The 24,885-nt window shown below is 66.4% G+C and carries 25 protein-coding genes, 1 tRNA gene and 1 riboswitch; of the genes, 17 read left to right on the forward strand and 9 right to left on the reverse strand.

Translation table 11 applies throughout. From position 1 onward, the window contains the following. Positions 1 to 15: 15 nt before the first annotated feature. On the reverse strand, positions 16 to 873 hold the full coding sequence (locus ACP15H_RS08795) for a polysaccharide deacetylase family protein (protein ID WP_425065819.1): 858 nt from the start codon (positions 871 to 873) through the stop codon (positions 16 to 18). Positions 874 to 968: 95 nt separating this feature from the next. On the opposite strand from ACP15H_RS08795, the gene ACP15H_RS08800 reads away from it, so the two are divergent. The 6 genes from ACP15H_RS08800 (at position 969) to ACP15H_RS08825 (ending at position 6,246) form a co-directional block, all read left to right on the forward strand. Further along, positions 969 to 1,715: an SIR2 family NAD-dependent protein deacylase gene (locus ACP15H_RS08800; protein WP_425065820.1), complete on the forward strand. Its 747-nt coding sequence runs from the start codon at positions 969 to 971 to the stop codon at positions 1,713 to 1,715. 62 nt (positions 1,716 to 1,777) lie between these two features. Next, positions 1,778 to 2,785, forward strand: a complete 1,008-nt coding sequence (locus tag ACP15H_RS08805) for a TAXI family TRAP transporter solute-binding subunit (protein WP_425065821.1) — start codon at positions 1,778 to 1,780, stop codon at positions 2,783 to 2,785. A 37-nt stretch (positions 2,786 to 2,822) separates the two neighbouring features. Next, positions 2,823 to 3,557 carry an SDR family oxidoreductase gene (locus ACP15H_RS08810; protein WP_425065822.1) on the forward strand — a complete coding sequence of 245 codons (735 nt, stop codon included), beginning with the start codon at positions 2,823 to 2,825 and terminating at the stop codon, positions 3,555 to 3,557. A 2-nt stretch (positions 3,558 to 3,559) separates the two neighbouring features. Then, a complete protein-coding gene (gene eda / locus ACP15H_RS08815; RefSeq protein ID WP_425065823.1) occupies positions 3,560 to 4,198 on the forward strand; it encodes a bifunctional 4-hydroxy-2-oxoglutarate aldolase/2-dehydro-3-deoxy-phosphogluconate aldolase in 639 nt (212 codons plus the stop codon). Between the two features lie 55 nt (positions 4,199 to 4,253). Beyond that, the gene (locus tag ACP15H_RS08820; protein WP_425065824.1) at positions 4,254 to 5,261 is read left to right on the forward strand and encodes a PQQ-binding-like beta-propeller repeat protein; all 1,008 of its coding nucleotides are present in this window, start codon (positions 4,254 to 4,256) and stop codon (positions 5,259 to 5,261) included. A 7-nt stretch (positions 5,262 to 5,268) separates the two neighbouring features. After that, complete coding sequence (locus tag ACP15H_RS08825) at positions 5,269 to 6,246, forward strand: sterol desaturase family protein (protein ID WP_425065825.1); 978 nt, start codon at positions 5,269 to 5,271, stop codon at positions 6,244 to 6,246. Here ACP15H_RS08825 and ACP15H_RS08830 read toward each other — a convergent pair. Next, positions 6,221 to 7,153 (reverse strand): sugar kinase, encoded by a 933-nt coding sequence (locus ACP15H_RS08830; RefSeq protein WP_425065826.1) that lies wholly within the window; start codon positions 7,151 to 7,153, stop codon positions 6,221 to 6,223. The genes ACP15H_RS08825 and ACP15H_RS08830 overlap by 26 nt on opposite strands. Before the next feature lie 98 nt (positions 7,154 to 7,251). Here ACP15H_RS08830 and ACP15H_RS08835 point away from each other — a divergent pair, with 98 nt between their 5' ends. Beyond that, positions 7,252 to 9,051 carry an IlvD/Edd family dehydratase gene (locus ACP15H_RS08835; protein WP_425065827.1) on the forward strand — a complete coding sequence of 600 codons (1,800 nt, stop codon included), beginning with the start codon at positions 7,252 to 7,254 and terminating at the stop codon, positions 9,049 to 9,051. Between the two features lie 13 nt (positions 9,052 to 9,064). On the opposite strand, the gene ACP15H_RS08840 is transcribed toward ACP15H_RS08835, so the two are convergent. Together ACP15H_RS08840 and ACP15H_RS08845 are read right to left on the reverse strand one after the other, a co-directional pair. Beyond that, entirely contained in the window at positions 9,065 to 9,694 is a 630-nt protein-coding gene (locus tag ACP15H_RS08840; RefSeq protein ID WP_425065828.1) for a hypothetical protein, read from the reverse strand. A gap of 192 nt (positions 9,695 to 9,886) precedes the next feature. Further along, the gene (locus tag ACP15H_RS08845; RefSeq protein WP_425065829.1) at positions 9,887 to 10,765 is read right to left on the reverse strand and encodes an SDR family oxidoreductase; all 879 of its coding nucleotides are present in this window, start codon (positions 10,763 to 10,765) and stop codon (positions 9,887 to 9,889) included. A gap of 126 nt (positions 10,766 to 10,891) precedes the next feature. Between ACP15H_RS08845 and ACP15H_RS08850 the strand changes: the two genes are divergently transcribed. Then, on the forward strand, positions 10,892 to 11,410 hold the full coding sequence (locus ACP15H_RS08850; RefSeq protein ID WP_425065830.1) for a cold-shock protein: 519 nt from the start codon (positions 10,892 to 10,894) through the stop codon (positions 11,408 to 11,410). 8 nt (positions 11,411 to 11,418) lie between these two features. On the opposite strand, the gene ACP15H_RS08855 is transcribed toward ACP15H_RS08850, so the two are convergent. The 3 genes from ACP15H_RS08855 to ACP15H_RS08865 are packed head-to-tail and all read right to left on the reverse strand — an operon-like array spanning position 11,419 to position 13,782. Further along, positions 11,419 to 12,360 (reverse strand): ABC transporter substrate-binding protein, encoded by a 942-nt coding sequence (locus ACP15H_RS08855; RefSeq protein ID WP_425065831.1) that lies wholly within the window; start codon positions 12,358 to 12,360, stop codon positions 11,419 to 11,421. A gap of 1 nt (position 12,361) precedes the next feature. Continuing rightward, on the reverse strand, positions 12,362 to 13,099 hold the full coding sequence (locus ACP15H_RS08860; protein WP_425065832.1) for an ABC transporter permease: 738 nt from the start codon (positions 13,097 to 13,099) through the stop codon (positions 12,362 to 12,364). Beyond that, positions 13,096 to 13,782 (reverse strand): ABC transporter ATP-binding protein, encoded by a 687-nt coding sequence (locus ACP15H_RS08865; protein ID WP_425065833.1) that lies wholly within the window; start codon positions 13,780 to 13,782, stop codon positions 13,096 to 13,098. The genes ACP15H_RS08860 and ACP15H_RS08865 overlap by 4 nt, the downstream gene beginning before the upstream one ends. 18 nt (positions 13,783 to 13,800) lie before the next feature. Next, positions 13,801 to 13,902, reverse strand: a riboswitch (TPP riboswitch). An 80-nt stretch (positions 13,903 to 13,982) separates the two neighbouring features. Between ACP15H_RS08865 and ACP15H_RS08870 the strand changes: the two genes are divergently transcribed. Further along, positions 13,983 to 14,477: a DUF192 domain-containing protein gene (locus tag ACP15H_RS08870; RefSeq protein WP_425065834.1), complete on the forward strand. Its 495-nt coding sequence runs from the start codon at positions 13,983 to 13,985 to the stop codon at positions 14,475 to 14,477. A 12-nt stretch (positions 14,478 to 14,489) separates the two neighbouring features. Here ACP15H_RS08870 and ACP15H_RS08875 read toward each other — a convergent pair whose 3' ends face one another. Further along, positions 14,490 to 15,149, reverse strand: a complete 660-nt coding sequence (locus ACP15H_RS08875) for an O-methyltransferase (RefSeq protein ID WP_425065835.1) — start codon at positions 15,147 to 15,149, stop codon at positions 14,490 to 14,492. A 73-nt stretch (positions 15,150 to 15,222) separates the two neighbouring features. On the opposite strand from ACP15H_RS08875, the gene ACP15H_RS08880 reads away from it, so the two are divergent. Beyond that, positions 15,223 to 16,890: a formate--tetrahydrofolate ligase gene (locus tag ACP15H_RS08880; protein WP_425065836.1), complete on the forward strand. Its 1,668-nt coding sequence runs from the start codon at positions 15,223 to 15,225 to the stop codon at positions 16,888 to 16,890. A 3-nt stretch (positions 16,891 to 16,893) separates the two neighbouring features. Then, a complete protein-coding gene (locus ACP15H_RS08885; protein WP_425065837.1) occupies positions 16,894 to 17,784 on the forward strand; it encodes a PhzF family phenazine biosynthesis protein in 891 nt (296 codons plus the stop codon). 1 nt (position 17,785) lies between these two features. On the opposite strand, the gene ACP15H_RS08890 is transcribed toward ACP15H_RS08885, so the two are convergent. Beyond that, on the reverse strand, positions 17,786 to 18,196 hold the full coding sequence (locus ACP15H_RS08890; RefSeq protein WP_425065838.1) for a DUF2237 family protein: 411 nt from the start codon (positions 18,194 to 18,196) through the stop codon (positions 17,786 to 17,788). Between the two features lie 83 nt (positions 18,197 to 18,279). Between ACP15H_RS08890 and ACP15H_RS08895 the strand changes: the two genes are divergently transcribed. From ACP15H_RS08895 to ACP15H_RS08920, 6 genes are all read left to right on the forward strand, one after another. After that, positions 18,280 to 18,356 (forward strand) — tRNA-Pro (locus ACP15H_RS08895). 26 nt (positions 18,357 to 18,382) lie between these two features. Then, positions 18,383 to 18,685: an ETC complex I subunit gene (locus ACP15H_RS08900; protein WP_425065839.1), complete on the forward strand. Its 303-nt coding sequence runs from the start codon at positions 18,383 to 18,385 to the stop codon at positions 18,683 to 18,685. A 279-nt stretch (positions 18,686 to 18,964) separates the two neighbouring features. After that, a complete protein-coding gene (locus ACP15H_RS08905; protein ID WP_425065840.1) occupies positions 18,965 to 19,498 on the forward strand; it encodes a sigma-70 family RNA polymerase sigma factor in 534 nt (177 codons plus the stop codon). A 92-nt stretch (positions 19,499 to 19,590) separates the two neighbouring features. Continuing rightward, on the forward strand, positions 19,591 to 20,562 hold the full coding sequence (locus ACP15H_RS08910; RefSeq protein WP_425065841.1) for a FecR family protein: 972 nt from the start codon (positions 19,591 to 19,593) through the stop codon (positions 20,560 to 20,562). Between the two features lie 141 nt (positions 20,563 to 20,703). Further along, the gene (locus ACP15H_RS08915; RefSeq protein ID WP_425065842.1) at positions 20,704 to 23,175 is read left to right on the forward strand and encodes a TonB-dependent siderophore receptor; all 2,472 of its coding nucleotides are present in this window, start codon (positions 20,704 to 20,706) and stop codon (positions 23,173 to 23,175) included. A 37-nt stretch (positions 23,176 to 23,212) separates the two neighbouring features. Further along, positions 23,213 to 24,751 (forward strand): PepSY-associated TM helix domain-containing protein, encoded by a 1,539-nt coding sequence (locus ACP15H_RS08920; RefSeq protein WP_425065843.1) that lies wholly within the window; start codon positions 23,213 to 23,215, stop codon positions 24,749 to 24,751. The last annotated feature ends 134 nt before the right edge of the window (positions 24,752 to 24,885 follow it).

Consider the following 24,885-nt stretch of genomic DNA (forward strand, 5'->3'; position numbering starts at 1 on the left):
GGCTTCGTACGTCGACTACAACGGAGCTTTGCCGCCGCCCTGGCGATGCGACATCCATTCGGCCATCGCCTGTTCCATCGTCATGAAGACGGCGCCGCCCTCGATCAGGCGCTGGATCAGCCGTTCGAGCATCATCATGCGGTGGCCGCGGCCGATGACGTGCGGGTGGAAGGTATAGGTGAGGATCCCGAAATCGGGCTGGACCCGGGTCATGTAGGTGAAGTCGTCGACGAAATTGTCGAGGACGTTCGTGGCGTTCATCAGGCCCTGCTGCACCGAGCCGTTGGGCAGGCGCATGTATTCGAAGTGCGGGAAGTCGTCGAGCGACCAGCTGATCGGCATCTCCAACAGCGGCGTTTCGCGACCGCGCACGAACGGCTTCATCAGTTCGGCGACGTCACCCTGGCGGGCGAAGTAACAGTCGTAGTCATGGCCCATCATCGAGCTGTCGTACTGGATACCGTGCTTCAGCAGCAGCTCGATCGAGTAGGGCGAGAGATCCCAGGCCGGGGAACGGTAGCCGCGCGCGGTGCGGCCGCTGATGCGCTTGATCGAGTCATTGCCGCGCACGATCTCCTCCTCTTCCTCCTCGCGCGAGAGGGTGACCGGCAGGCGGTGGGTCCAGCCGTGATGGGCGAGTTCGTGGCCGGCCTCGACATAGGGCGTCACGGCGTGCGGCGAGCTGTCGATCGTATGCCCGGGCGTGAAGAAGGTGCCCTTGATGCCATAGCGCTCCAGCAGGGCGACGAGCCTCGGGATGACCACGATGTCGTACTCGCCGCGCGAGATCGCCGTCGGCGAGGTCATGCCGCGGGCGACGAAGCCCGAGAGATGGTCGTGATCGAAGGTCAGGCAGACGATATGGCGCGGCATGGCGGCGGCTCCGGCAAAGGTTGCGCCGAGCTTAGGCCGGTTTGTCGCGCGCGCCCATCGCCGGATGCTATCCTGACCGCCTAGGGAGGTGAGTGATGGACGAAGCCGAACGCCTGCGTGAGATGATCGATGCGGCCCAGCGGATCGTGGCCTTCACGGGAGCCGGAATCTCGACCGAGTCCGGCATCCCTGATTTCCGCTCGCCGGGGGGAATCTGGACCAAGTACAAGCCGATCTACTTCGACGACTTCATGGCCTCCGACGAGATGCGCCGCGAGTCCTGGCATCGCAAGTTCGCCACCGACGAGACCATGCTGAAGGCCGAGCCCAACGCCGGCCATCGCGCGCTCGCCAAGCTGGTGGAGCAGGGACGCATGAGCGCCATCATCACGCAGAATGTCGACGGGCTGCACCAGCGTTCGGGCGTGCCGGACTCGAAGGTGATCGAGCTGCACGGCAATACGACCTACGCCACGTGCCTGGACTGCGGTCATCGTCATGAACTCGCGCCGATCCGGAGGGCTTTCCTCGAAAAAGGCACACTCCCGATCTGTGAAAAGTGCGAAGGGATCGTGAAGACGGCGACGATCTCGTTCGGCCAGGCGATGCCCGAAGTGCCCATGTTGCGGGCCCAGGAGGAGACGCTGGCCTGCGACCTGTTCATCGTCCTCGGCAGTTCCCTGGTCGTCTATCCGGCGGCCGGATTTCCGCAACTCGCCCGCCGCAATGGCGCCAGCTTCGTGATCGTAAATCGCGAGCCGACCGATCAGGACGCCGATGCCGATCTGGTCATTCACAAGGAGATCGGTTCGACATTGAGCCGTGCGATCGGCGTGAACTGAACGGCGATCGTTGCAGCGTAGCGTCGGACGCTATTTAATCGCCGGAGAGCAAGGAGACTCCAATGCTGATCAATCGCAGGACTGCGCTGCTGGGTGGCCTGGGCGCCGCCGCAGGGGGCGCGCTGCCTGCCGCGGCTCAGGACATCACCTTCTTCCGGATCGGCACCGGCGCCACCGCCGGCACCTACTTCCCGATCGGCGGCCTGATCGCCAACGCCATCTCCAACCCGCCGGGGTCGCGCGCCTGCGCCGACGGCGGGTCGTGCGGCGTGCCCGGTCTGGTTGCCACCTCGGTCGCCTCCAACGGTTCGGTGGCAAACGCCACCGCCATCGCCGCCGGCACCCTGCAGTCCGGGTTCGTTCAGTCCGACGTGGCCTACTGGGCGTACAACGGCAGCGGCATCTACGAGGGGCGTCCCAAGGCCGAAGGCTTGCGCGCCATTGCCAGCCTCTATCCCGAGAGCTTCCAGCTGGTGGCCCGCAAGGGCTCCGGCATCAAGGCGGTGACGGACCTCAAGGGCAAGCGGCTGTCGCTCGACGAGCCCGGCTCGGGAACCCTGGTCGACGCCCGGCTCATCCTGTCGGCCTATGGGCTCACCGAGAAGGACCTGAAGGCGGAATACCTGAAGACACAGCAGGCCGCCGACAAGCTGAAGGACGGGACGCTCGACGCCTTCTTCAGCGTGAGCGGCTGGCCCAACGGAGCGATCTCCGAACTGGCGGCGACGACGGGCATCGACCTGGTGCCGATCGCCGGACCGGAGGCCGAAGGATTGCTGAAGAAGTTCAGTTTCTTCGCGGCCGACGAGATTCCGGACGATGCCTACAAGAACGTCGCGGGCGTGAAGACCGTCAGCGTCACAGCGATCTGGGCGACCTCGATCAAGCAGCCGGAGGCGCTGATCTATGCCGTGACGGCCGCACTCTGGAACGCCAATACCCGCAGGCTGCTGGATTCGGGCCATGCCAAGGGCAAGACGATCAAGCTCGACACCGCCCTGCAGGGCATCGCAATCCCGCTGCATCCGGGCGCAGAGAAATTCTACAGCGAAAAGGGCCTGATCAAATAGGACCTCATCGAAGAAGGTCGGGCCGGGGGAGGAAGAAATGCGTCTCAAGGACAAGACCTGTGTCGTCACGGCGGCCGGGCAGGGGATCGGCGCGGCCACGGCGCGCGCGTTTGCGCGCGAAGGGGGCAAGGTCTGGGCGACCGATGTCGATGCCGGAAAGCTCGAGGCGCTGAAAGGCGTTGAAGGCGTGACGACGCGCGAACTCGACGTGCTCGACAAGGGCGCCATCGGCCGGCTGGCGGCGGAGACGGGCGCGGTCGACGTCCTCTTCAACTGCGCAGGCTTCGTCCATCATGGCACGGTCCTGGAGGCCACGGACGAGCAGTGGCAGTTCGCCTTCGACCTGAACGTCCGCAGCATGTTCTGGACGATCCAGGCCTTCCTGCCGGGCATGCTGGGCAAGGGCTCCGGCTCCATCGTCAACATGTCGTCGGCGGCCTCCTCAGTGAAGGGCGCGGCGCTGCGCTTCATCTACGGAACGACCAAGGCCGCCGTCATCGGCCTCACCAAGTCGGTGGCGGTCGACTATGTCTCCAAGGGTATCCGCTGCAACGCGATCTGCCCGGGCACGGTCCAGACCCCGTCCCTCGACGAGCGCATCTCGGCCCTGGGCGGCGGCGGCGAGGCCCGGCAGTTCTTCCTGCAGCGCCAGCCGACCGGCCGGTTCGGCGCGGCCGAGGAGATCGCCGCCCTCGCGACCTACCTCGCCAGCGACGAATCGGCCTTCACCACCGGCACGGTCAACGTGATCGACGGCGGCTGGAGCGTCTGACGATGGACGGGGCGGGGGACATCGCCGCCATCGCCGCACGGGCGCCGGTGATCCCGGTCCTGACCATCGAAACGCCCGAAACGGCCGTACCCCTGGCCCGGGCCCTCGTCAGGGGCGGCCTGCCGGTGCTCGAGATCACGCTGCGCACGGCGATGGCGCTCGAGGCCTTGCGGACGATCGTCGCCGAGGTGCCGGACGCGATCGTGGGCGCAGGGACCGTGCTCAATCCGGCGCAGCTCGACCTGGTGCAGCGCGCCGGTGCGCGCTTTGCCGTAAGCCCAGGCTGCACCGAAGCCCTCGCCCGGGTGGCACGGTCATCCGGCATACCGTTCCTGCCGGGCGTCCAGACGGTGTCGGAGGCGATGGCGCTGGCGGAGCTGGGTTTTCAGGTCCTCAAGTTCTTTCCCGCCGATGCGGCCGGCGGTTTGACATGGATCAAGGCGGTCGGTGCGCCCCTCGCCAATCTGCGCTTCTGCCCGACCGGCGGAATCACGGCGGAGACGGCGCCGGCCTATCTCGCGCTCGCGAACGTGGCCTGTGTGGGCGGTTCGTGGGTCGCTCCGCGTGTCGCCGTGGCAACAGGTGACTGGCAAAGCGTCGAACGGCTGGCTGCCACGGCCTCGACACTCAAACGCCGCTAGCGAAAGGCCGTGAAAGGTGCTTCAAGAAAAGCTTCAAGGAGCAGCGGCTACCCCCATGAATAGGTTGTCGATCGCGGCGCTGGCGTTTTCGCTTGTGGTGAGCGGGGTCGCGCGAGCCGATTCCGTCCTCATCCTGAATTCCGAGGAAGCGTCCTACAGCGTCCTCAGCCGCAGCACGCGCACCGAGGTCGTGCGCCTTCCGGTCGGGCGAGAGCCCCACCACCTGATCCTGTCCCCGGACGGCAAGGAAGTGCTGATCGGCTCGACGGCGACCAACGAACTGCTCGCCCTCGACATCAAGACCGGCGAGCGCAAGCGGGTCGTCAAGGACATCCTGGATCCCTACCATCTGGGCTTCAGCCCCGACGGCAAATGGTTCGTCACGGCGGCCTACCGCCTCGACCATGTCGACATCTATCATGCCGACGGGTTTCGTCTCGCCGGCCGCATCTTCATCGACGGGCTGCCGAGCCACATCGCCTTCGATACCGAGTCCAAGACGGTCTACGTCACCTTGCAGCAGAGTGGGCGGCTGGCCGCCTTCGACCTGGCGACGCAGACGCTCAAGTGGAACGTCCCCGTCGGCAACGCGCCGGCGGGCGTCGTGATGCTGCCGGACGACAAGCGCCTGCTGGTGGCGCTGACCGGCGAAGACCGGATCGTGACCGTCGATCCGAAGGACGGTTCGGTGAAAGGCAGCCTCCAGACCGGCAAGGGCGCCCATAATTTCTTTCCGAAGGGCGATGGCCGCCATTACTTCCTGAGCAATCGCGTCGAAGGCGTGGTTACGCTGATCGACACCAAGGACGAGCCCAAGGTCGTGGCGAGCGTCCGCATCCCGGGCGGGCCCGACTGCATGGATATCACGCCCGACGGGCGCGAACTCTGGGTGACCCAGCGCTTCCTGCGGAAGGTCGCGATCGTCGACATCGAGACGATGAAGGTCGTCGGCAACGTGCCCGTGGGCAAGTCCCCGCATGGCGTCTTCATGCTGAAGTCCACGGCGACGGTCACCGCCGGCATGCCGGTGCGAGCGGCATCGACGGCGGCCGACCCCAAGTAGGCGCGCGATGCGCGACCTGATCGACATCTGGGTCGGCGTCCAGGCCTGGCTGTTCGAGACCCTGGTCAGCCCCGTCCTTTTCCATTTCGGCCTGATGGCCTGGTACGAGCCGGGCTATAGCGCGGTCGAGTTCGTGATGCTGGGCGTGGTCCAGATCGCGGTGATCGCGGTCGGCATGCGCTTCTTCGAGCGCCGCTGGCCGCTGGAGAAGGCTGGGACCGACGACGACCTCATCATGGTCGACCGCATCTACACGGTGCTGAACAAGCTGGGAATCATACCGCTCGCGATCTTCATCCTGACCTATCCGCTGGTTCAGGAGATCGAGCTGGCGGTGCGGAGCTGGGGCTACATGCCGCCGCGGCTGGAGCGACTGCTGCCCTGGATCGGTGACAACGCCCTGGTCTCGTTTCTCGTCTACTTCGTGCTCTACGATTTCGCCGCCTACTGGCTGCACCGGGGGCAGCATGTCTTCGGATGGTGGTGGGCGCTGCACAGCCTGCATCACAGCCAGCGCCGTATGACGGTGTGGACGGACGACCGCAATCACGTGATCGACGACCTGCTCATCACCCTGGCGCTGGTGCTGTTCTCCCAGTTCGTCGGCGTCCAGCCGGGCGAGTATGTCACCATCCTCATGGTGGGCCGCCTGATCGAAAGCTGGTCGCATGCCAACGTCGACATGTCCTTCGGCTGGCTGGTCGAGCGGCTGCTCGTGGGCCCGCGCTTCCATCGCCTGCATCACGCCCTGTCGACACCGGGCGAGCGCCACATCCAGGACCACAACTTTGCCCCCGTGTTCCCGATCTGGGACATCCTGTTCGGGACGGCGATCTATGACGCCAGGATCCGGCCGACCGGCGTCGACGATCCCGCCGTCGATGCCGACAATGGCCGCGGCTGGATCGTGCAGCAGGCGACGGTATTCGGCCGCTTCGTGCGAGCCTTGATGCCGAGGGTCAGGCGGAGCGCTTCAGCGCGGTAAGCACGTCCGCCGCGCGCGGCATGGGCGTCACCGCGCCGTATCCGGTGGTGGAAAGCGCCGCTGCGACATTGGCATAACGTGCCGCCGTGTCCGCATCGTCGCCGGCCAGCAGGCGGGTGAGGAAAGCTCCATCGAACGTGTCGCCGGCGCCGGTCGCGTCCACGGCCTCGACCTTGTACGGGGCGATGCGGGTTTTCCGTTCGCGGGTGGCGATCAGCGATCCCTCCGCGCCCATCTTGAGGGCGACCAGCGGGGCACCGAGACCGAGATAGTAGTCGGCGATTGCCTCGGGCTCTTTCAGCCCCGTGAGCTGCTGGGAATCGTCGAGGCTGGGCAGGGCGATGTCGCAGCGCGCGATGGTGGCGTCGATGACCTTGCGCGCGACGTCGAGCTCCCAGAGCCGCAGGCGCAGATTGGTATCGTAGGAGACCTTCACGCCGGCCTTGCGCGCGACGTCGATGGCCGCATGGCAAGTCTCGCGCGCACTCTCGCTGATCGCTTGGCCGATCGCCGAGAGATGGAAGACCTTGGCGCCCGCGATGTAATCCGCCGCGAGCGTGTCGGGCGACATCAGGGAGGCGGCGGAGTTCTTGCGCAGATAGTCGAACTTGTGACCCGCCGCGGAGTGGGTGACGAAGCTGACGCCGGTCGGCGCCGTGGGATGCCGCGTGACCCTCGACGCGTCGACGCCCTCGCTCTTCCAGAGATCGAGAAAGGCGTCGCCCATCCAGTCCTGGCCGACGCCGGTCAGGTAGCCGGTCGAGGCGCCCTGGCGGGCCGCCGCAATGGCCACGTTCTGGGAATCGCCGCCGAAGCCCTGCAGCCAGGTGCGGCCGTCACCTTCCTTCGGCCGGTTGAATTCGATCAGGGGTTCGCCGAGGCAAACGATGTCCGGAGAGCTGCTCATGACCGAAAGTCCCACGGCATCGGTCGGACCTCAAGCGAGGCGCTGGACTTCCGGCAAACCTTCTCTCAGGGTTGCGGCAACAAATCTGGAGGAAATGGATGGCCAGCAAGAAGAGCGGGAACGGCGGCAAACGCCAGCTGCGCAGCCGCGAATGGTTCGACGCCAAGGGCGACCCGACGATGGCCGCTCTCTACCTCGAGCGATACATGAACTTCGGCCTCACCCTGGCCGAGCTGCGCAGTGGCCGGCCGATCATCGGCATCGCCCAGACGGGCAGCGACCTCTCGCCCTGCAACCGCCATCATCTCGACCTGGCCACGCGCGTGCGCGACGGCATTCGCGACGCCGGCGGCATTCCCATCGAATTTCCGGTCCATCCCATCCAGGAGACCGGCAAACGTCCGACCGCGGCGCTCGACCGCAACCTCGCCTATCTCAGCCTCGTCGAATGCCTATACGGCTATTTCTTCGACGGCGTCGTCCTGACGACGGGATGCGACAAGACCACGCCGGCGATGATCATGGGCGCGGCCACCGTCGACATTCCGGCCATCGTCCTGTCGGGCGGACCGATGCTGGACGGGCATTTCGCCGGCGGCCTCGCGGGCTCCGGCACCATCGTCTGGTACGCGCGCCAGGAACTGGCCGCGGGCCGCATCGACATGGAGAAGTTCATCGAGATGGTGGCGTCGAGTGCGCCCAGCGTCGGCCATTGCAACACGATGGGTACCGCGCTTTCGATGAACAGCATGGCCGAGGCGCTCGGCATGTCGCTGCCCGGCTGCGCCGCCATTCCCGGCCCCTACAAGGAGCGCGGACAGATGGCCTACGAGACCGGCAAGCGCATCGTCGACATGGTCTGGGAGGACCTGAAGCCCTCCGACATCCTGACCCGCAAGGCCTTCGAGAATGCGATCGTTGCGGCGAGTGCGCTGGGCGCCTCGACCAACTGCCCGCCGCACGTGAACGCCATCGCGCGCCACATCGGCGTGAAGCTCGAGAACAAGGACTGGGACAGGATCGGCTACGACATCCCGCTGCTGGTGAACTGCATGCCGGCCGGTAAGTATCTCGGCGAGGCCTTCCACCGCGCGGGCGGCGTGCCGACCGTGATGAAGGAGCTTCTCGATCGCAAGAAGATCCATGGCGATGCGCTCACCGTCTCGGGCAAGACCATGGCGCAGAACCTGCGCCATGCGATCAAGGCCGATGGCGAGGTGATCAAGACCTATGACAAGCCGATGCTCGACCAGGCGGGTTTCGCCGTGCTCGGCGGCAACCTCTTCGACTCGGCCATCATGAAGACCTCGGTGATCTCGCAGGAATTCCGCGAGAAGTATCTCGAGCGCAAGGACGACCGGGACGCCTTCGAAGGCACGGCCATCGTGTTCGAGGGGCCCGAGGACTATCACCACCGCATCAACGATCCCAAGCTGCCGATCGACGAGAACAGCATCCTGGTCATCCGCAATGCCGGACCCGTGGGCTATCCGGGCGCTGCCGAGGTGGTGAACATGCTGCCGCCCGACCGGCTGGTGAAGGGCGGCGTGCTTCTGCTGCCCTGCATCGGCGACGGCCGCCAGAGCGGCACTTCGGCCAGCCCGTCGATCCTGAATGCCTCGCCGGAAGCCGCGGTGGGCGGCGGGCTCGCGCTGCTCAGGACCGGCGACAAGGTCCGGGTCGACATCGGCAAGCGCACCGCCAACATCCTGATAACGGCCAGGGAACTGGCGAAGCGGAAGAAGGCCTGGAAGCCGAATGTGGTCCCCAGCCAGACGCCGTGGCAGGAACTGCAGCGCAAGTATGTCGGCCAGCTGGCCAGCGGTGCCTGCCTCGATTTTGCGGTGAACTACCAGAAGATCGCCAAGACCAAGGGCGTGCCGCGGCACTCCCACTGATCGGGCGTGCGCCTCAGCGGAAGAGGCGCTGCTCGACCGAGACCGGGAGATCGGCCCGGTTGATCAGGATGATCGCCCAGGGCGAAGTCGGCTGTCCGGCGGGGCGCGCGGCCGGCGGCGGGGGCGGAGCGACGGCGGCGGACCCGGGCGCCGCGAAGCCGAGGGCCCCGGGCGCGAAGCCCGTGGCACCTTGCGGCAGGGCCGAGGCCGGCGGCGCCGTGGCGACGGGGCGGGGAGCGGCGCTGCGCTGCGCTATCATCATCTCCGCCGGCATGCGCTCCTCGAAGACGACGACGATGCGATCCCGGCGGCGGGCCGTCGACAGGATGTTGACGGCGTATCCCTCGCCGCCGCGGCGACCGAGGAAAATCCCGACGGCATTCATCCGGCCCGCTTCGAACATGTCGGGGGCGGGCGAGCCGACCCGGCTCCACAGACTCCGCCACTCGGCCAGGGTCGTGGCGACCACATGCTCGGGCTGTCGAGTGGCGGCGGTCGAGCCCTGCCAGTGCCGCGCCTCCACGCTCTGCGCGAAGACGGGAGGGACCATCAACAAGCCGGTCACGGCAGTGCCCATGAGCAGCAACTGCCGACGGGGCAAATGCTCGATGATGGGGGCGACCGGCTTGTTACTGGATTGCACGATTGGTCTCTCGGGGACCCGGTGATTGCTTGTTTTTGGTAGGCTCAAAACACCATGACACTTTGGCTCAATTGAGGCCGGAGACCCAATAGGGACGGCCACTTTGGCCCCTCGGGAGCCTACTCAGTGTCATTCGTGCGAGCATGTTGCACGAAAGCCACAGGTCGGCAGGGGGCACGCATCTAGCCGCCGCTAGCTGCGCTTGGCCTTGTCGGCGGCATTGGTCGACTGGATCTGCTCGCGAATGCGAACCCAGTCCTCCTCGCTGTAGGACATCATGTTGGAGAAGGTGCCGTTACCCATGATTCCCATGGCGCCGTCGATCGCGATCACCTCGCCGTTGATGTACTCGACCTCCTCGCTCATCAGGAAGGCCGCCATGTTGGCGAGTTCGCTGGGACGGCCGACGCGTCCCATCGGATTGCGCGTGTTGTAGCGGGAGTCGTTGCCTTCCTGAAGCGGGTTGAGCCGGGCCCACGCACCGTCGGTCGGGAAGGGGCCGGGCGCGATCGCGTTGAGGCGGATGCCGTGGCGGGCCCATTCGACGGCGAGGCTCTGGGTCATGACGGCGACGCCGGCCTTCGACATGGCCGAGGGGACGACGAAGGGGCTGCCGGTCCACACCCAGGTCGTGAGGATGCTGAGGACGCTCGCCTTGCGCTTCTCGGCGATCCAGCGCTTGCCGCAGGCATTGGTCATGTAGAAGGTGCCATGCAGCACGATGTTGGCGATCGCATCGAAGGCGCGGGGACTGAGATCCTTGGTCTGTGAAATGAAGTTGCCCGCGGCATTGTTCACCAGTCCGTCGAGCGGTCCGGTGGCCCAGATCGTTTCGATCATCTCCTCGACGGCACTGGCGACGCGAATGTCGACCGTGTGGAAGTCGACCCGGCGCCCGGGATGCTTCTCCATGACCTGGCGCGCGGTCTCTTCGAGAACGCCGCCGCGGCGCCCGCAGATCACACAGTCGGCGCCAAGCTCGACGAACTTCTCCATCATCATCCGGCCGAGACCGGTGCCGCCGCCGGTGACGAGGAAACGCTTGCCCTTGAACAGATCGGCCTTGAACATCTTGTCGGTCCTCCCGTGAACGCTTCAGGCGATTCGTCTAGCGTGAGGTTGCAATAGTCGACAAGGACTGTTGCTTCCGGCGCGCAGGATGTTTACGATTTATGCATAACAACACGGGATCGTTGAATGACGACCCTTCAGGGAGAGACGAGCGGGGACGTCGGTACGGTTGAGCTGCGTGGTAAAGTAAAGTGGTTCAACGCTGTCAAAGGGTACGGATTTCTTGCCCTGGACATCGATAATAGCGACGCGTTCCTGCATGTGACGACACTGCGACAGGCTGGGCATGAGGATATCAAGCCCGGCACAACCGTCATTTGCGCAGGTGTCCGGGGCCCGAAAGGGTGGCAGGTCATGAAGGTGATCGGCGTCGACGAGTCGACGGCCATTGCCAAGACGACCAGACCGCCGCCCGTGCCCGAGGGGATCGCCACGAGCGACTACATCAGCGCCCTGGTGAAATGGTACAATAACGAGCGCGGCTACGGCTTCGTCACGCGCGAGACGACCGACGGCGACATCTTCGTGCACGCCGCGGTATTGCGGCGGCACGGCCTGGATGCGCTGGCGCCGGGCCAGAAGGTGATGATCCGCATTGCCGAAGGCCAGAAGGGCCTGCAGGTCGTCGAGATCCGCAGTGCCTGAGGACGCCTCTACTTGATCTCACGCAGATAGCTGTCGAGCGGCGGCGCCTGCTTGATCAAGCCGCGCATCACGAGGAACTCCGCGAAGGTGGCATAGCGCGCCCGGTCCAGCGCCGACGGATCGGCGGCGAGCAGCGGGACCGTATCCCTCCACGCCAGCCGGTTGAGGTCGTTGTCGAGGTCCTTGCCGTATTTCGAGAAGCTCGCCCAGGCCTCGGCCGGATTTGCCGTCAGCCAGGCGGTGGCTTCGGCAAGGGCGGCCAGCAGCTTCTTCGTGCGGGCCGCGTCGACGGTCTCGCGCTTGGCCAGGATGACGAGTTCGTCGTAGGTCGGCACGCCGTGCTTCTCGACCAGCCAGATCCGGCCCTTCGCCTTGTTCAGCTCGAGGTCGTTCAGCTCGAAGTTGCGGAAGGCGCCGATCACGCCGTCGACCTGCTTGCTCATGAGCGCCGTGGTGAGCGCGAAGTTCACGTTCACCAGGGTCACGTCCTTCAGCGTCAGGCCGGCGCTCTCCAGCATGGCGCCCAGCACCGCCTCTTCGAAGCCCGAGACGGAGAAGCCGATCCTGCGGCCCTTGAAGTCGGCAATGGTCTTCACGGACGAGTCTTCCAGCGCGACCAGCGAGTTCAGGGGCTGCGCCACCAGCACGCCGACCCGCACCAGCGGCAGGCCTTCGGCAGCCAGCATCTGCAAGGTCGGCTGGTAGGACAGCGCATAGTCGGCCTGGCCGGCCGCGACCAGCTTGGGCGGCGCATTGGGATCGGCCGGCGCGATCAGCTCCACGTCGAGCCCCTGCTTTTCGAACAGGCCGCGCTGCTTGGCGATGACCAGCGCCGCGTGATCGGGGTTCACGAACCAGTCGAGCAGGATGCGGACCTTGTCCTGCGCGGCGGCCGGATGGGCCAGGCAACAGAGCGCCAGCACGGCGATCAGGCGGGTCATCGTTTGCATGTCAGTCTCCTTGAGGGGGATGCCAGGGCACGAGGCGCCGCGCGAGCCGGTCTGCCGCGGTGTAGAGCGCGAGCCCGAGCAGGCAGAGGATGGTGAGGGCCGCAAAGGCGAGAGGCGTCTGCCCGCGGGCCAGCGACTGGGTCATCAGGAAGCCGAGCCCGGCGCTGGCGCCGACCCATTCGCCGATCACCGCCCCGATCGGCGCCACGGCCGCGGCGATGCGCACCCCCGACGCGAAGGCGGGGAGGGCCGCGGGCAATCTGATCTGCAGCAGCACGGCGCGCGGTGGGGCATTCATCGTGCGGGCAAGCTCGAGCCAGCCCGGATCGGTCCGGCGCAGCCCGTCATAGAGGCTGCTCACCACGGGGAAGAAAATGATCAGCGCCGCCATCGCGACCTTGGAGGCCATGCCATAGCCCAGCCACAGCACGAGGAGGGGCGCGATCGCGATCACCGGGATGGCTTGCGAGACGATCACGAGCGGCAAGGCCCACCGGCGCCAGGCAGCCGACGCGGCGAAGATCACCGCGAGGGTCGCGCCGAGCACGAGCCCCAGCGCAAGCCCCAGGACCATTTCGCCGGCCGTCCACGCGGCCTGTTCGACGAGGAGGTCGAACCGTTGGGCCAGCACCACGGCGACGCGCGAGGGCGGCGGCAGGATGTACGGCGGCAGGCCGGCCAGCCAGACCAGCGCTTCCCAGGCGGCGATCAGGCCCAGCGCGGTTATGAGCGGCCTCACGCGCCGCTCCGCAGTTCGCCGATCAGACGCGCCTGAAGGGCGAGAAGCGCGGGGTCGCCGGGATCGCGCGGCACGGGGCCGGGTGGGGCGATGAGCGGGCCCACGGCAAACGGCGTGCCCGACAGGACGCGGATCCCATGGCCCAGTCGCAACGCCTCCAGCGGATCGTGCGTGACCATCACGACCGTCCGCCCCTGGAGCAGGCGCGCGGCCAGGTCCTGAAGGTCGAGCCGCGTGACCGCGTCGAGATGGCCGAACGGCTCGTCCATCAGGACGATCTGCCGGTCCTCGCAGAGCGTGCGTGCGAGCGCCGCCCGCTGGCGCATGCCGCCGGACAGGGTCTGCGGCAGGTCATGCATCCGGGCGCCGAGCCCGACTTCCGTGAGAAGAGACCGCGCACGGGGCTCGGCCGCGCGGCGCTCCGCTCCGTCGCCGCGCAGCCGGTAGCCCAACAGCACATTGTCGAGCACGCTGAGCCACGGCAGCAGCAGGTCGCGCTGGGCCATGTAGGCGACGGGTCCGGCGGCTTTCGTATCGGGCAGCAGGCCCGCGAGGTGGCGCAGGAGGGACGTCTTGCCGACGCCGCTGCGGCCCAGCAGGCAGGTCGTGCGGCCACCGGGGAACTCGAGGGACAGGTCCTCGGCCACGACGTGGCCGTCGAGGACGATATGTGCCGAACGCACCGAAAGAGCAGGCGAAGACGTCAACGAAGCCACCAGTCCCTACGCCGGCATTAACCGGATCAGGTTCGGGGTCGTCCTTCCGGACCTCTCAGCCGCCAAGCGGCTCCCCCCGATGACCGGCAGCCACTATGGTTACGTGACACAGTTCACGCAAGCGCCATCGGTTTGACGAAATCGCTGTCCACGCTCTATCCATGGCCATGGTTCAAGCACTCTCCAAGCCGCCGCTCGGCCGGCGCCTCTTCCTCGCAGCGCCTCTCGTCCTGGCCGGCGGCGCCGCCTGGGCGCAGCAGGGCGCCAACGATTTTCACTTCGAGCGCTCGTCACTGGTGGTGGTATCCGGCGGCCGCGAGATCAAGTTCGACGTCGAGCTGGCGTTGAACGACACCCAGCGGGCGCGCGGGCTGATGTTCCGCGAGAAGCTCGGCCCCTACGACGGCATGCTGTTCGATTTCTACAAGGATGCGCCGGTCAGCTTCTGGATGAAGAACACGCTGATCCCGCTCGACATGGTGTTCATCGCCGGCGACGGCACGATCAAGTCGATCCATGCCAACGCGGTGCCGCATTCGACCGAGACGATTCCCAGCCAGTTCCCGGTGCGCGCCGTCCTCGAGATCAACGGTGGCAGCGCCAAGCTGTTGGGCATCAAGCCGGGGGACAAAGTCCTTCACCCGATCTTCGGCAACGCCTAGCGACCTCAGCGCCTAGCGCTTCAGGGCGCAGGTCATGCCGTCGCCGACGGCAAAAAGGGCGAGGTCGACGCGCTGGTCGTTCCCGAGCTTCGCATTGAGCGCACGGAGCGCCTTCGTGTCGCTATCGACTTCGGCGGGATCGGCGACCGCGCCGCTCCACAGCACATTGTCGATCAGCACCAAGCCGCCTGGCCGCACGAGCTTGAGGCAACGCTCGTAATAGGCGTCGTAGTCTTCCTTGTTGGCGTCGATGAAGGCGAGATCGAGCTGGCCGCTCAATCCCTGCGCCAGCAGCCAGTCGAGCGTGCCGAGAGCGGGTCCGATCGTGAGTTCGATGCGGCTCTCGACGCCGGCCTGCTTCCAGTAGCGGCGCGCGACCTTCGTATAGTCGGGGCTGACGTCGCAGCACCACAGCTTGCCGTTCTCGGGAAGCGCCGCAGCGATGCACAGGGAGGAATAGCCGGTGAAGGTGCCCACCTCGACGGCCCGTCGTGCACCAATGGCGCGCGCCAGCAGTTCGATCTGCTGGCCCTGATGGGCGGAAATCTGCATGCCGGCGCGCGGCAGCGTTGCCGTCTCCTCGCGGAGCCGGCGGCGCAACGGCGGCTCGCGCAGCCAGTTGGCGTCGACATAGTCGCTGAGCGCACCGTCGAATTTCGGCCAGCTCTTCATGTTCTCTCCTGTTGGCTCATCCCGCCTGCCTCGCTAGGGTCGCGTCCCTGAAATGGTGGCTTTGGGAGTGGGTATGTCGGATATCGAGATCGCGCGGCGTGCAATCAAGAAGCCCATGAAGGAAGTCGCAGCCCGCCTCGGCATCCCGGAAGAGGCGCTGGAGCCCTATGGTCGCGACAAGGCGAAGCTCGATGGCGACTATGTGAAGTCGCTCGCCGGCCGCAAGCCGGGGCACCTGATCCTCGTCACGGCGATCAATCCCACCAAGGCGGGCGAGGGCAAGACCACCACGACGATCGGCTTGGGCGACGCGCTCAACCGTCTCGGCAAGAAGACCGCGATCGCGTTGCGCGAGCCGAGCCTCGGGCCGTGCTTCGGACAGAAGGGCGGCGCCACCGGCGGCGGCCAGGCGCAGATCGTGCCGATGGCCGACATCAACCTGCATTTCACCGGCGACTTCCACGCGATCACGACGGCACACAACCTGCTGGCCGCCATGCTCGACAATCACATCTACTGGGGCAATGCGCTGGGCATCGATGCCCGGCGCGTGTTCTGGCCGCGCGTCCTCGACATGAACGACCGTGCGCTGCGCGACATGGTCGCGAGCCTGGGAGGGGTCGCCAACGGCTTTCCGCGGCAGACGCGCTTCGACATCACGACGGCCTCCGAGGTCATGGCGATCCTCTGCCTCGCCGCCGATCTCGAGGATCTCGAGCAGCGACTGGCGCGGATCGTCGTGGCCGAGACGCGCGAGGGCAAGGCGGTGACGGCGGGCGATCTCAAGGCAGCCGGCGCGATGGCGGCCGTGTTGAAGGACGCCGCCAAGCCGAACCTCGTACAGACGCTCGAGAACAATCCCGTGCTGATCCACGGCGGCCCCTTCGCCAACATCGCGCACGGCTGCAACTCGGTGATCGCCACCCGCGCCGCCCTGGCGCTTGGCGATTATGTCGTCACGGAAGCCGGTTTCGGCGCCGACCTGGGCGCGGAGAAATTCCTCGACATCAAGTGCCGGCAGGCCGGGTTGAAGCCCGAGCTTGCCGTCGTCGTCGCCACCGTGCGGGCGCTCAAGCTGCATGGCGGTGGTGACGAGAAAGCATTGGAGAAGGAAGATGTCGGCGCGGTCGAGCGCGGCCTGCCGAACCTGCTGCGTCATGTCGAGAATCTGCGCAAGTTCGGTCTGCCGGTGCTGGTGGGCATCAATCGCTTCCTGACAGATACCCCGGCCGAACTGGAACTGATCGAAGCCAAGTGTGCGGCAGCCGGCGCCAAAGCCTATCTCTGCGAGCACTGGGCCAAGGGCGGTGCGGGCGCGGAAGCGCTGGCGCGGGCGGCGGTCGCGACCATCGAGGAGGGCAAGGCGGCCTTCAAGCCGCTCTATGCCGACGACCTGCCGCTCGCCGAAAAGATCGAGACCATCGCCCGCGAGATCTATCGCGCCTCGGGCGTGGCGATCGCCGGGCCGGCGCTGCGGCGCCTCAAGGCGCTGGAGGCGGCGGGCTACGGCAAGCTGCCGGTCTGCATCGCCAAGACCCAGTACAGCTTCGCCGCCGATCCAGAACTGCGCGGTGCGCCGACGGGCCACACGCTGCCGATCCGCGAAGTGCGCCTGTCGGCCGGTGCCGGCTTCGTCGTGGCGATGGCCGGCGAGATCATGAGCATGCCGGGCCTGCCGCGCGTTCCGGCGGCGGAGAATATCCGGCTGACGGCGGATGGCCAGGTGGACGGGATCTTCTGAACCATGCGCACCTATTCGTTCGTCACCGTCGACGTGTTCACGACCACCCGGTTCGGCGGCAATCCGCTGGCGGTCTTTCCCGACGCGGCGGGCATGAGCGATGCGGAGATGCAGTCGCTCGCCGCCGAGTTCAACTTGAGCGAGACGACCTTCGTGCTGCCGCCGGACGATCCGGCGCACACGGCGCGGGTCCGCATCTTCACGCGCACGCGCGAGATGCCGTTCGCCGGCCATCCCAATGTCGGCACGGCCTATGTGCTGGCGCAGCAGGGCAGGGACCGGAACGGCAAGCTCCTGTTCGAGGAACTGGCCGGCCTCGTCGAAATCGACGTCGAGCGCGATCCCTCGGGCGCGCCGATCGGGGCGACCATCGCGGCCCCGCAGCCGCTCTCGCTGGGTCCGGAGCTGCCGGTCGAGACCGTAGCCGCCTGCGCGTCGCTGACGCCCGCGGACATTCGGGCCGGCGCCCACAAGCCGGTCGGCGCCTCTCTGGGCAATCCCTTCGTCATCGCCGAAGTCGAGCCGGCGGCGCTCACGCGCGCGACCCCGGATTTCCCGTCATTCCGCCAGACCGTGGAACAGACGCCAGCGCTGAACGGCCGCCTCGGATTGTATCTCTATGCCCATGCCGGGCAGGGGAGTGTTCAGGCCCGCATGTTCGCGCCCCTGGGGGGCACGATCGAAGACCCCGCCACCGGCAGTGCCGCAGGGCCGCTCGGCGCATTGCTGCTGTCGCTTTCCGACGCGCCTGAACTCCGTCTCGACATCCATCAGGGCGTCGTCATGGGAAGGCCAAGCCTGTTGCGCGTGGTGGCGCGGCGGGGCTCCGACGGTATTCGGGCCACCATTGCCGGCCAGTGCGTGCCGGTGCTGCGCGGCGAGGCCCAGCTCTAGGTCAGTGCGGCCGGAAAGCGTGCTGCTTCAGGTCGGCCAGCGAGACGACGTGCAGGGTGACGGCATGCGTCGCCTCGAGCACGACCTGCGGTGCGACGTCTGCATCGAAGGCCTCCTTCCAGCGGCTGGCGCACAGGCACCAGCGATCGCCGGGCTTGAGGCCCGGGAAGCCATATTGCGGCATCGGCGTGCTGAGATCGTTGCCGCGCGACCGGGAAAACAGCAGAAAATCGGCGGTCAGGACGACGCAAACCGTGTGCAGGCCGATATCCTCGGCCCCGGTGTTGCAGCAGCCATCGCGATAGAAGCCGGTGACGGGCTGGGTGGAACAGGGCTCCAGCACGCCGCCCAGCACGTTTATGGACGGGGCGCGTCGGCCGTGGCGGCCTTCCTCGGGCGTCTGATCGAACATGGACCTATCGTAGCACCTGGAAATTGAGCTTTCGAGGCGGCGGGGCCGCTGGTAGAAACCCTCGCGTCAAAGAGGTGTATCGGCGGGGCGTAGCGCAGTCTGGTAGCGCGTCTGCCTTGGGCGCAGAAGGTCGTCGGTTCGAATCCGGCCGCCCCGACCACGCCCGAAAACGGAGTAGCGGGATCCATGCAGGTTCGCATCTTCAAGCCGGCCAAGACGGCCATGCAGTCCGGAACGGGCAATACGCACGAGTGGGTGCTCGAGCCGGAGCCGTCGCGCAAGGGGATCGACCCGCTGATGGGCTGGACGAGCTCCCGCAATACGATGCAGCAGGTCCGCCTGTTCTTCCCGACGCTCGAGGAAGCCAAGGCCCATGCCGAGAAGAACGGCTGGCAATATACCGTCGAGCAGCCGCATAGCCGCCCGGTCCGGGCCAAGGCTTACGCTGACAATTTTGCCTTCAACCGCGTCGGTCGCTGGACGCACTGACCCCCGCGATCGGGGCAGGGCAATCGCATCTGAGACAAGGGTCCCTCACTTCGTTCGGGATGACACCGTTCGATCGATCGGCGCACTGCGCAAATCTCAGCGACATTGTCACCACGAACGAAATGACGGACCTGTCTCTTCCGCGGACAAGCGGACGGCAACGCCCTTGGGGCGACCTGCGATAGCCCTGGCGAGCCGGGCACGTCAGGGGGCGGCTGGGCGGATTGCTTTTGTCTGCCCAGAGGATATAAGAATGCGAACCATTCGCAGGCATTCTTCGTGTCCCCCTCAGATCCTTCTCTCGGCCTCTACGTCGCGCATCGGGACGATCTCGTGGAGTATGCGAGCAGGCTCCTGAATCAGGACCGCTCCAAGGCCGAGGACATCGTCCAGGAAGCCTGGATCCGGCTTTCGGCCCGCCACGGGCAGGGCGCCGAAATCGTCAATCCGCTGCATTACATGTACTCGATCGTGCGCAATCTCGCGTTCGACATCCTGAACCGCGCGACCCGCGAAACGGTGGCCGACACCGCGCTGGCGCCCTACGACACCATCCCGCACGAGGCCCCCTCCGCCGAGGAGGTCGTCATCCATCGCGACAGGCTGCGCCTTCTCGCCGAGGCGATCGCGGAGCTGCCGGCGCGGACCCAGATCGCCTTCCGTATGTATCGCCTGGAAGACAAGACCCTCCAGCAGATCGCCGATCACCTCGGGATTTCCGTCGCCCGCACCTTCCAGCTCGTTCGCGACGCCGGCGCCCACGCAACGCGACGTCTCATCGGCCAGCGCGACGAGCGCGAGGTTCAAAAATAAACTGGATCGCGCCATTCAAAATGGTGCATCGGATTCGCTCTATAGGATGGGACCTCGTTGCAGGGGGCACCGCAGCGGGGATGGAAACTTTCGTGGGCGCTTCCGCAAGAGAGCAGGGCGACGAGATCGAACGGGCGATGGAGTGGCTGCTCCGCCGGGAAACCGAGCCCGGCAACGCGAGTCTCGAACGCGATTTCCAACGCTGGCTCGCGCAGTCGGAAGCCAACCGCGACGCCTATGCGTCCGTCCTGGCCACATGGGCCGAGCTGGGGAAGCTGCCCGCCGCGTCGCCCGCCGGCGAGCAGACGACGGGCCGTGTCGTTCCCTTGCCAGTGCGGAAGCCGCACAGGGGCCGCTGGTTCGCCGCCGCCGCCGTTGCGGTCGCCTGCGTGCTGTTCGTTGCCTTCCCGGTGCTCCAGAAGCACCTGCTGGCCGACTACACGACCGGTGTCGCGGAACTGCGGGAAGTGGTTCTGCCGGACGGCAGCGTCGTCGACCTCGACGCCGGGAGCGCGATTGCCGTCGACTACGGGGAGGGTGATCGGCGGATCACGCTTCTTTCCGGTCAGGCCTTCTTCCGCGTCACGCGCGATACGCAGCGGCCGTTCTCGGTTCTGGCGGGAGATGTCTCCGTCGTCGTCACCGGCACGTCCTTCGAGGTGGGCAAGACCGCGAGCACCGTCGATGTCGCGGTTCAGTCGGGAAGCGTCGAGGTCCTGCGCAACGGCAAGCGGCTGAGCGACGCGCTCACCATGGGTGATCGGTTGGTGTTGGACCGAAACGACAAATCGGTCCGCCCCGAGCGGACGGCGCCGGAGTCGATTGCCTCCTGGCGCTCGCGGCGCCTTGTCGTCGTCGACAGTTCGTTCGGCGACATCGTCGAGACTCTGGGGCGTCACCTGCCGGGCGCTCTCGTCGTCGCCGACCGTTCGCTGAACCGGCAGGCCATCACCGGTGTCTTCGATCTCACGCAGCCGGTCGACGCACTGCGGACTCTGGCCGCGTCGCAGAAGGCAACGGTCACAGAAGTCACGCCGTATCTGCTCATCGTCTCGCGCCGCTGATCCGCTCCGGTCTTTTTTTCGCCACACCCCTACAAATCGGGCCAGCCCGCGCAGTCATGGATTCGAGAGCGCGACCGATTGCGGTCCGCACACGCAACATTCCGTGACCCGCCGGCAACGGACTCTGGGGAGAGAACTCTCGTGTCATTCAAGCGCTCGACGGCGCAGGCCGCGCACGGCCTTGCGGTCGTCGTCGTTGCCGCGGGCTCGCTCGCGGCCTTCCAGGTACCGGCCCTGGCCCAATCGCCGCGCATCACGGAGCAGGCTCAGGCCGCGCCCGCCAGGACCTTCGACATTCCAGCGCAGCCGCTCGCTCAGGCGCTGACGACGCTCGGCCAGCAGGCCGGCCTCCAGTTCGCGGTGACCGCCTCCGTCGTCGCCGGCAAGACCAGCACGCCCGTGGCGGGCGCCATGACCGCCGAGCAGGCGCTGCGGCTCATGCTCTCCGGCACGGGCATCAGCTATCGCTTCACCTCGCCCACGTCGGTGACGATTTCGGGGGCGCCCGAGGCGAGCGGCGCGCTGGTGCTCGATCCGGTCCAGGTTCAGGGCGCCTTCACGGTGCCGCCGACGGCGATGATCGACAACGCCCCGCCGGCCTATGCCGGCGGACAGGTCGCGACCGGCGGCCAGCTCGGGCTTCTGGGCAATCGCGCCGTGATGGACACGCCGTTCAACCAAAGCAATTACACGGCGAAGAAGGCACAGGACCAGCAGGCCAAGACGGTCCGCGACGTGCTGATCGATGATCCGTCGGTTCGAATCACCCGCGGCGACAGCAGTCCCGGCACCGATCAGGTCAAGATCCGCGGCTTTCCCGTCGACAACTCCGACACCTCGTATGGCGGCCTCTATGGAATGCTGCCCAACTCGTCGATCATGGCGGAGATGGCCGAGCGGGTCGAAGTGCTGAAGGGGCCGAGTGCGCTGCTCAACGGCATCCCGCCCTTCGGCTCGATCGGCGGCAACATCAATGTCGTTCCCAAGCGCGCGCCCAATGAGGATTTGACCCAGGCGACGGCGAGCTACATTTCCGGCAGCCAGTTCGGGGGTCACGTCGATTTCGGGCGCCGCTTCGGCGCGGACAAGGAATTCGGCGTGCGCTTCAACGGCGTGTTCAGGGCCGGCCAAACCGATCTCCAGTACAACGCGGATGAGCGGGAGCTTGCGCTCGTCGGCTTCGACTTCCGCGGCGAGCGCGTGAGGGTGTCTGCCGACCTGGGATATCAGAACCAGTACATCTCCGGCATCACGCCCTATCTGACCCTCGCGCCGGGCGTCCAACTTCCGTATGCCCCGAATGTCCGCACCAACCCGACCGCGCAGCCCTGGGGCTTCCAGGGCCGCAAGGATGCGTTCGGCGTGTTGCGGCTCGAGATGGACATCACCGACAATGTCACGCTCTACGCCTCTGCCGGAGCGCATGATTACCGCATGGGCGGTCTCTATTCGGCGGCGACGACCATCACGAACTTCAACGGCGCGGGTACGGCGCTGGCGCCGCTGAACTTCAGCCAGTACACGACGAGCCTGACGGCGCAGGGCGGCCTGCGCGCCTTGTTCGCCACGGCGGACCTCAACCACGAGCTCGCGATCACTGCCTCGACCCTGCAGCAGGACAACGGCCAGGTGAACCTGTCGCAGGGCGGCACCTTTGCCACCAACATCTACGCCCCGACGCTGATCGCCCGGCCGAACATCCCGACGCCGGCGGCGAACAAGACATCCACCTCGGGCTTCAACAGCATCGGCATCGCCGACACGATCTCTTCGCTGAACAACCGCGTGCAGCTGACGGCCGGCCTGCGGGCGCAGAACGTGCAGTCCGCCAACTACAATGCCGTGACTGGTGCGCTGACCTCGAACTACGACCAGACCGTCGTCAGCCCTGCCGTGGCGCTGATCGTGAAGCCGCTCGAGAACGTCTCGCTTTACGGCAATTACATCCAGGGCCTGCAACAGGGCACCGTCGTACAGGTCCCGTTCGCCAATGCGGGCACCATCCTGCCGCCCTACGTGTCCAACCAGATCGAGGTCGGCGTGAAGGTCGACTGGGGCAAGCTCACGACCACCGCTGCACTGTTCCAGATCACGCAGCCCAGCCTGATCACCAACACGACCACCAACACGCAGAACGTCAACGGGCAGCAGGTCAACCAGGGCCTTGAGTTGAACGTATTCGGCGAACCGATGAAGGGCTTCCGCGTTCTCGGCGGCGCCATGTTCCTCAATCCGGTCCTCGCCAAGACGGCGGGAGGGACGACCGACGGCTGGATCGCGCCGTTCACGCCGCAGTTCACGCTGAACCTGTCGGGCGAGGTCGACCTGCCGTTCGTGCCGGGCCTGACCGTGACGGGGCGCGCGATCTATACCGGCGCGCAGTACATCGACACGACCTATCCGCGGCGCATGATGCCGCAATGGACCCGCTTCGACCTCGGCGCCCGCTACGCATTCGAGAATCCGGGCGCCAAAGGCAAGATGCTGGTGGCGCGCTTCGACGTCGACAATGTCCTCGACGCCAACTACTGGGCCGGCAGCAACCAGACCGCGACGTTCATGTTCCTGGGAGCGCCGCGCACCTTCCGCGTCTCGCTGACCGCCGACTTCTAGAGCGACACGATGCGATTGGTACGCGGATCGGTCTGACATGGGGAAGGACTTCCGCGACTCCATGCAGTGGCTGCACACATGGGCGGGGCTGTGCCTCGGCACGGTGCTGTTCGCGGTCTTCTGGATGGGCACCCTGTCGGTCTTCGATCGCGAGATCGACCGCTGGATGATGCCCGCGACGCGGCTGGCACCGGCCAGTCTCGAGTCGGTCGACCGGCTCGTCCGAGAACTGCCTCCCGAGGTCGGTGCCTCGCCGCAATGGCTGGTCCTCTTTCCGAGCGAGCGGGAGCCGGTCGCGCGCATCGGCTATCGCAAGGACCGCGCCTCGTTCGTATCGCGCCATGCCGATCCGGCGACTTCGATGCTCCTGCCGGAGGCGGGGACCCTCGGCGCGTCCGGCTTCCTCTATCCCTTCCACTACAATCTGCACCTCAAGGCCTGGTCGCTTGGCCTCTGGATCGTGGGTCTCGCGGGAATGGCAATGCTGGCACTCTGCGTGTCGGGCGTGATCATCCACCGCAAGATCTTCGCCGACTTCTTCACCTTTCGCGCCCGGAACAAGCCGCGACGTCTGATCCTCGACCTGCACAACGTGACCGGCGTGCTCGGCTTGCCCTTCCACTTTGCCATTACCCTGTCCGGTCTGATGATCTTCTTCACCGTGTATTTCCCGATCACCTGGGAGATGCCCTACCGGGGCGACCGTCAGGCCTTCGTGCAGGAGTCCTACGGCATCTATGGGCGACCGCGTCTCAATCGGCCTGGGGTTCCCATGGCATCGCTGGATGCCATGGTCGAGCAGGCTTTACGTGAGTGGGGCGGCGGCACGCCGCAGTTGTTGCGCGTGTTCCATCCGGGCGATGCGAACGCCTATGTCGAGGTGCGGCGGTCGTTCGTCGACGATCGCGTGACCATGCCGGTCGACGCCCTCTATTTCGACGCGGGCACCGGCGCCGTGCTGTCGAGACACTCGGCGCAGCCGGTCATGAACGCGCATCGTTTCATCACCGGCTTCCACTTCATCCAGTTCGACCACTGGCTGCTGCGCTGGCTCTACTTCGCACTGGGTCTCACCGGCTGCGTGCTGATCGCGACAGGCTTCCTGTTCTGGCTGGAGTCGCGGCGCAAACGCCATGCGCAACTGGGCCTTGCGGGCGTGCGCGTGGTCGAGGGCCTGGCCGTCGGGTCCGTCAGCGGGATCGTGGCCGCCACCTTCACCTTCTTCGTCGTCAACCGCCTCTTGCCGCCAGCGGCGGCGGCAGGGGGACTGGAGCGCGCCGATCTCGAGGTCTGCGCCTTCTATCTGGTCTGGCTGGGATCGTTCGTGCACGCCTGGTCACGTTCCCGAGCGGCCTGGCGAGAGCAATGCATCGCAATCGCACTGCTCGGGGTGGCGGCGGTGGTCCTCAACGGGGTGACTTCCGGCGATGCTCTGTGGCGCGCTCTTTCGGAGACACGCCTCTGGCCCGTTGCCGGCATGGATGTCGCGCTCCTTCTGGCCGCTCTCGTCGCCGGGCTGACGGCGATCGCGCTATGGACGAAACTGGGTCCGGAGCGTGCCCGCTCTCCTGAATGATCGACGTGTACGGCTCACGATACTTTGTAGTGGAACGCGTCAAAGGAACACGGGTTGGGTTGGTTATTCCTCCCGCTTCCCCAGTAAATTGTTTCGCGAGTGTTACGTTCCTCGGGAGCAATTCGTGCAAATGT

The sequence above is a fragment of the Reyranella sp. genome (assembly GCF_965249915.1).
Classification (GTDB): Bacteria; Pseudomonadota; Alphaproteobacteria; order Reyranellales; family Reyranellaceae; genus Reyranella.

What these genes read in the sequence shown, in the direction of transcription:
- ACP15H_RS08795 (WP_425065819.1), bottom strand. Translation starts at nt 873, where the DNA reads ATGCCGCGCCATATCGTCTGCCTGACCTTCGATCACGACCATCTCTCG.
- ACP15H_RS08800 (WP_425065820.1), top strand. Translation starts at nt 969, where the DNA reads ATGGACGAAGCCGAACGCCTGCGTGAGATGATCGATGCGGCCCAGCGG.
- ACP15H_RS08805 (WP_425065821.1), top strand. Translation starts at nt 1,778, where the DNA reads ATGCTGATCAATCGCAGGACTGCGCTGCTGGGTGGCCTGGGCGCCGCC.
- ACP15H_RS08810 (WP_425065822.1), top strand. Translation starts at nt 2,823, where the DNA reads ATGCGTCTCAAGGACAAGACCTGTGTCGTCACGGCGGCCGGGCAGGGG.
- eda (WP_425065823.1), top strand. Translation starts at nt 3,560, where the DNA reads ATGGACGGGGCGGGGGACATCGCCGCCATCGCCGCACGGGCGCCGGTG.
- ACP15H_RS08820 (WP_425065824.1), top strand. Translation starts at nt 4,254, where the DNA reads ATGAATAGGTTGTCGATCGCGGCGCTGGCGTTTTCGCTTGTGGTGAGC.
- ACP15H_RS08825 (WP_425065825.1), top strand. Translation starts at nt 5,269, where the DNA reads ATGCGCGACCTGATCGACATCTGGGTCGGCGTCCAGGCCTGGCTGTTC.
- ACP15H_RS08830 (WP_425065826.1), bottom strand. Translation starts at nt 7,153, where the DNA reads ATGAGCAGCTCTCCGGACATCGTTTGCCTCGGCGAACCCCTGATCGAA.
- ACP15H_RS08835 (WP_425065827.1), top strand. Translation starts at nt 7,252, where the DNA reads ATGGCCAGCAAGAAGAGCGGGAACGGCGGCAAACGCCAGCTGCGCAGC.
- ACP15H_RS08845 (WP_425065829.1), bottom strand. Translation starts at nt 10,765, where the DNA reads ATGTTCAAGGCCGATCTGTTCAAGGGCAAGCGTTTCCTCGTCACCGGC.
- ACP15H_RS08850 (WP_425065830.1), top strand. Translation starts at nt 10,892, where the DNA reads ATGACGACCCTTCAGGGAGAGACGAGCGGGGACGTCGGTACGGTTGAG.
- ACP15H_RS08855 (WP_425065831.1), bottom strand. Translation starts at nt 12,360, where the DNA reads ATGCAAACGATGACCCGCCTGATCGCCGTGCTGGCGCTCTGTTGCCTG.
- ACP15H_RS08870 (WP_425065834.1), top strand. Translation starts at nt 13,983, where the DNA reads ATGGTTCAAGCACTCTCCAAGCCGCCGCTCGGCCGGCGCCTCTTCCTC.
- ACP15H_RS08875 (WP_425065835.1), bottom strand. Translation starts at nt 15,149, where the DNA reads ATGAAGAGCTGGCCGAAATTCGACGGTGCGCTCAGCGACTATGTCGAC.
- ACP15H_RS08880 (WP_425065836.1), top strand. Translation starts at nt 15,223, where the DNA reads ATGTCGGATATCGAGATCGCGCGGCGTGCAATCAAGAAGCCCATGAAG.
- ACP15H_RS08885 (WP_425065837.1), top strand. Translation starts at nt 16,894, where the DNA reads ATGCGCACCTATTCGTTCGTCACCGTCGACGTGTTCACGACCACCCGG.
- ACP15H_RS08890 (WP_425065838.1), bottom strand. Translation starts at nt 18,196, where the DNA reads ATGTTCGATCAGACGCCCGAGGAAGGCCGCCACGGCCGACGCGCCCCG.
- ACP15H_RS08900 (WP_425065839.1), top strand. Translation starts at nt 18,383, where the DNA reads ATGCAGGTTCGCATCTTCAAGCCGGCCAAGACGGCCATGCAGTCCGGA.
- ACP15H_RS08920 (WP_425065843.1), top strand. Translation starts at nt 23,213, where the DNA reads ATGGGGAAGGACTTCCGCGACTCCATGCAGTGGCTGCACACATGGGCG.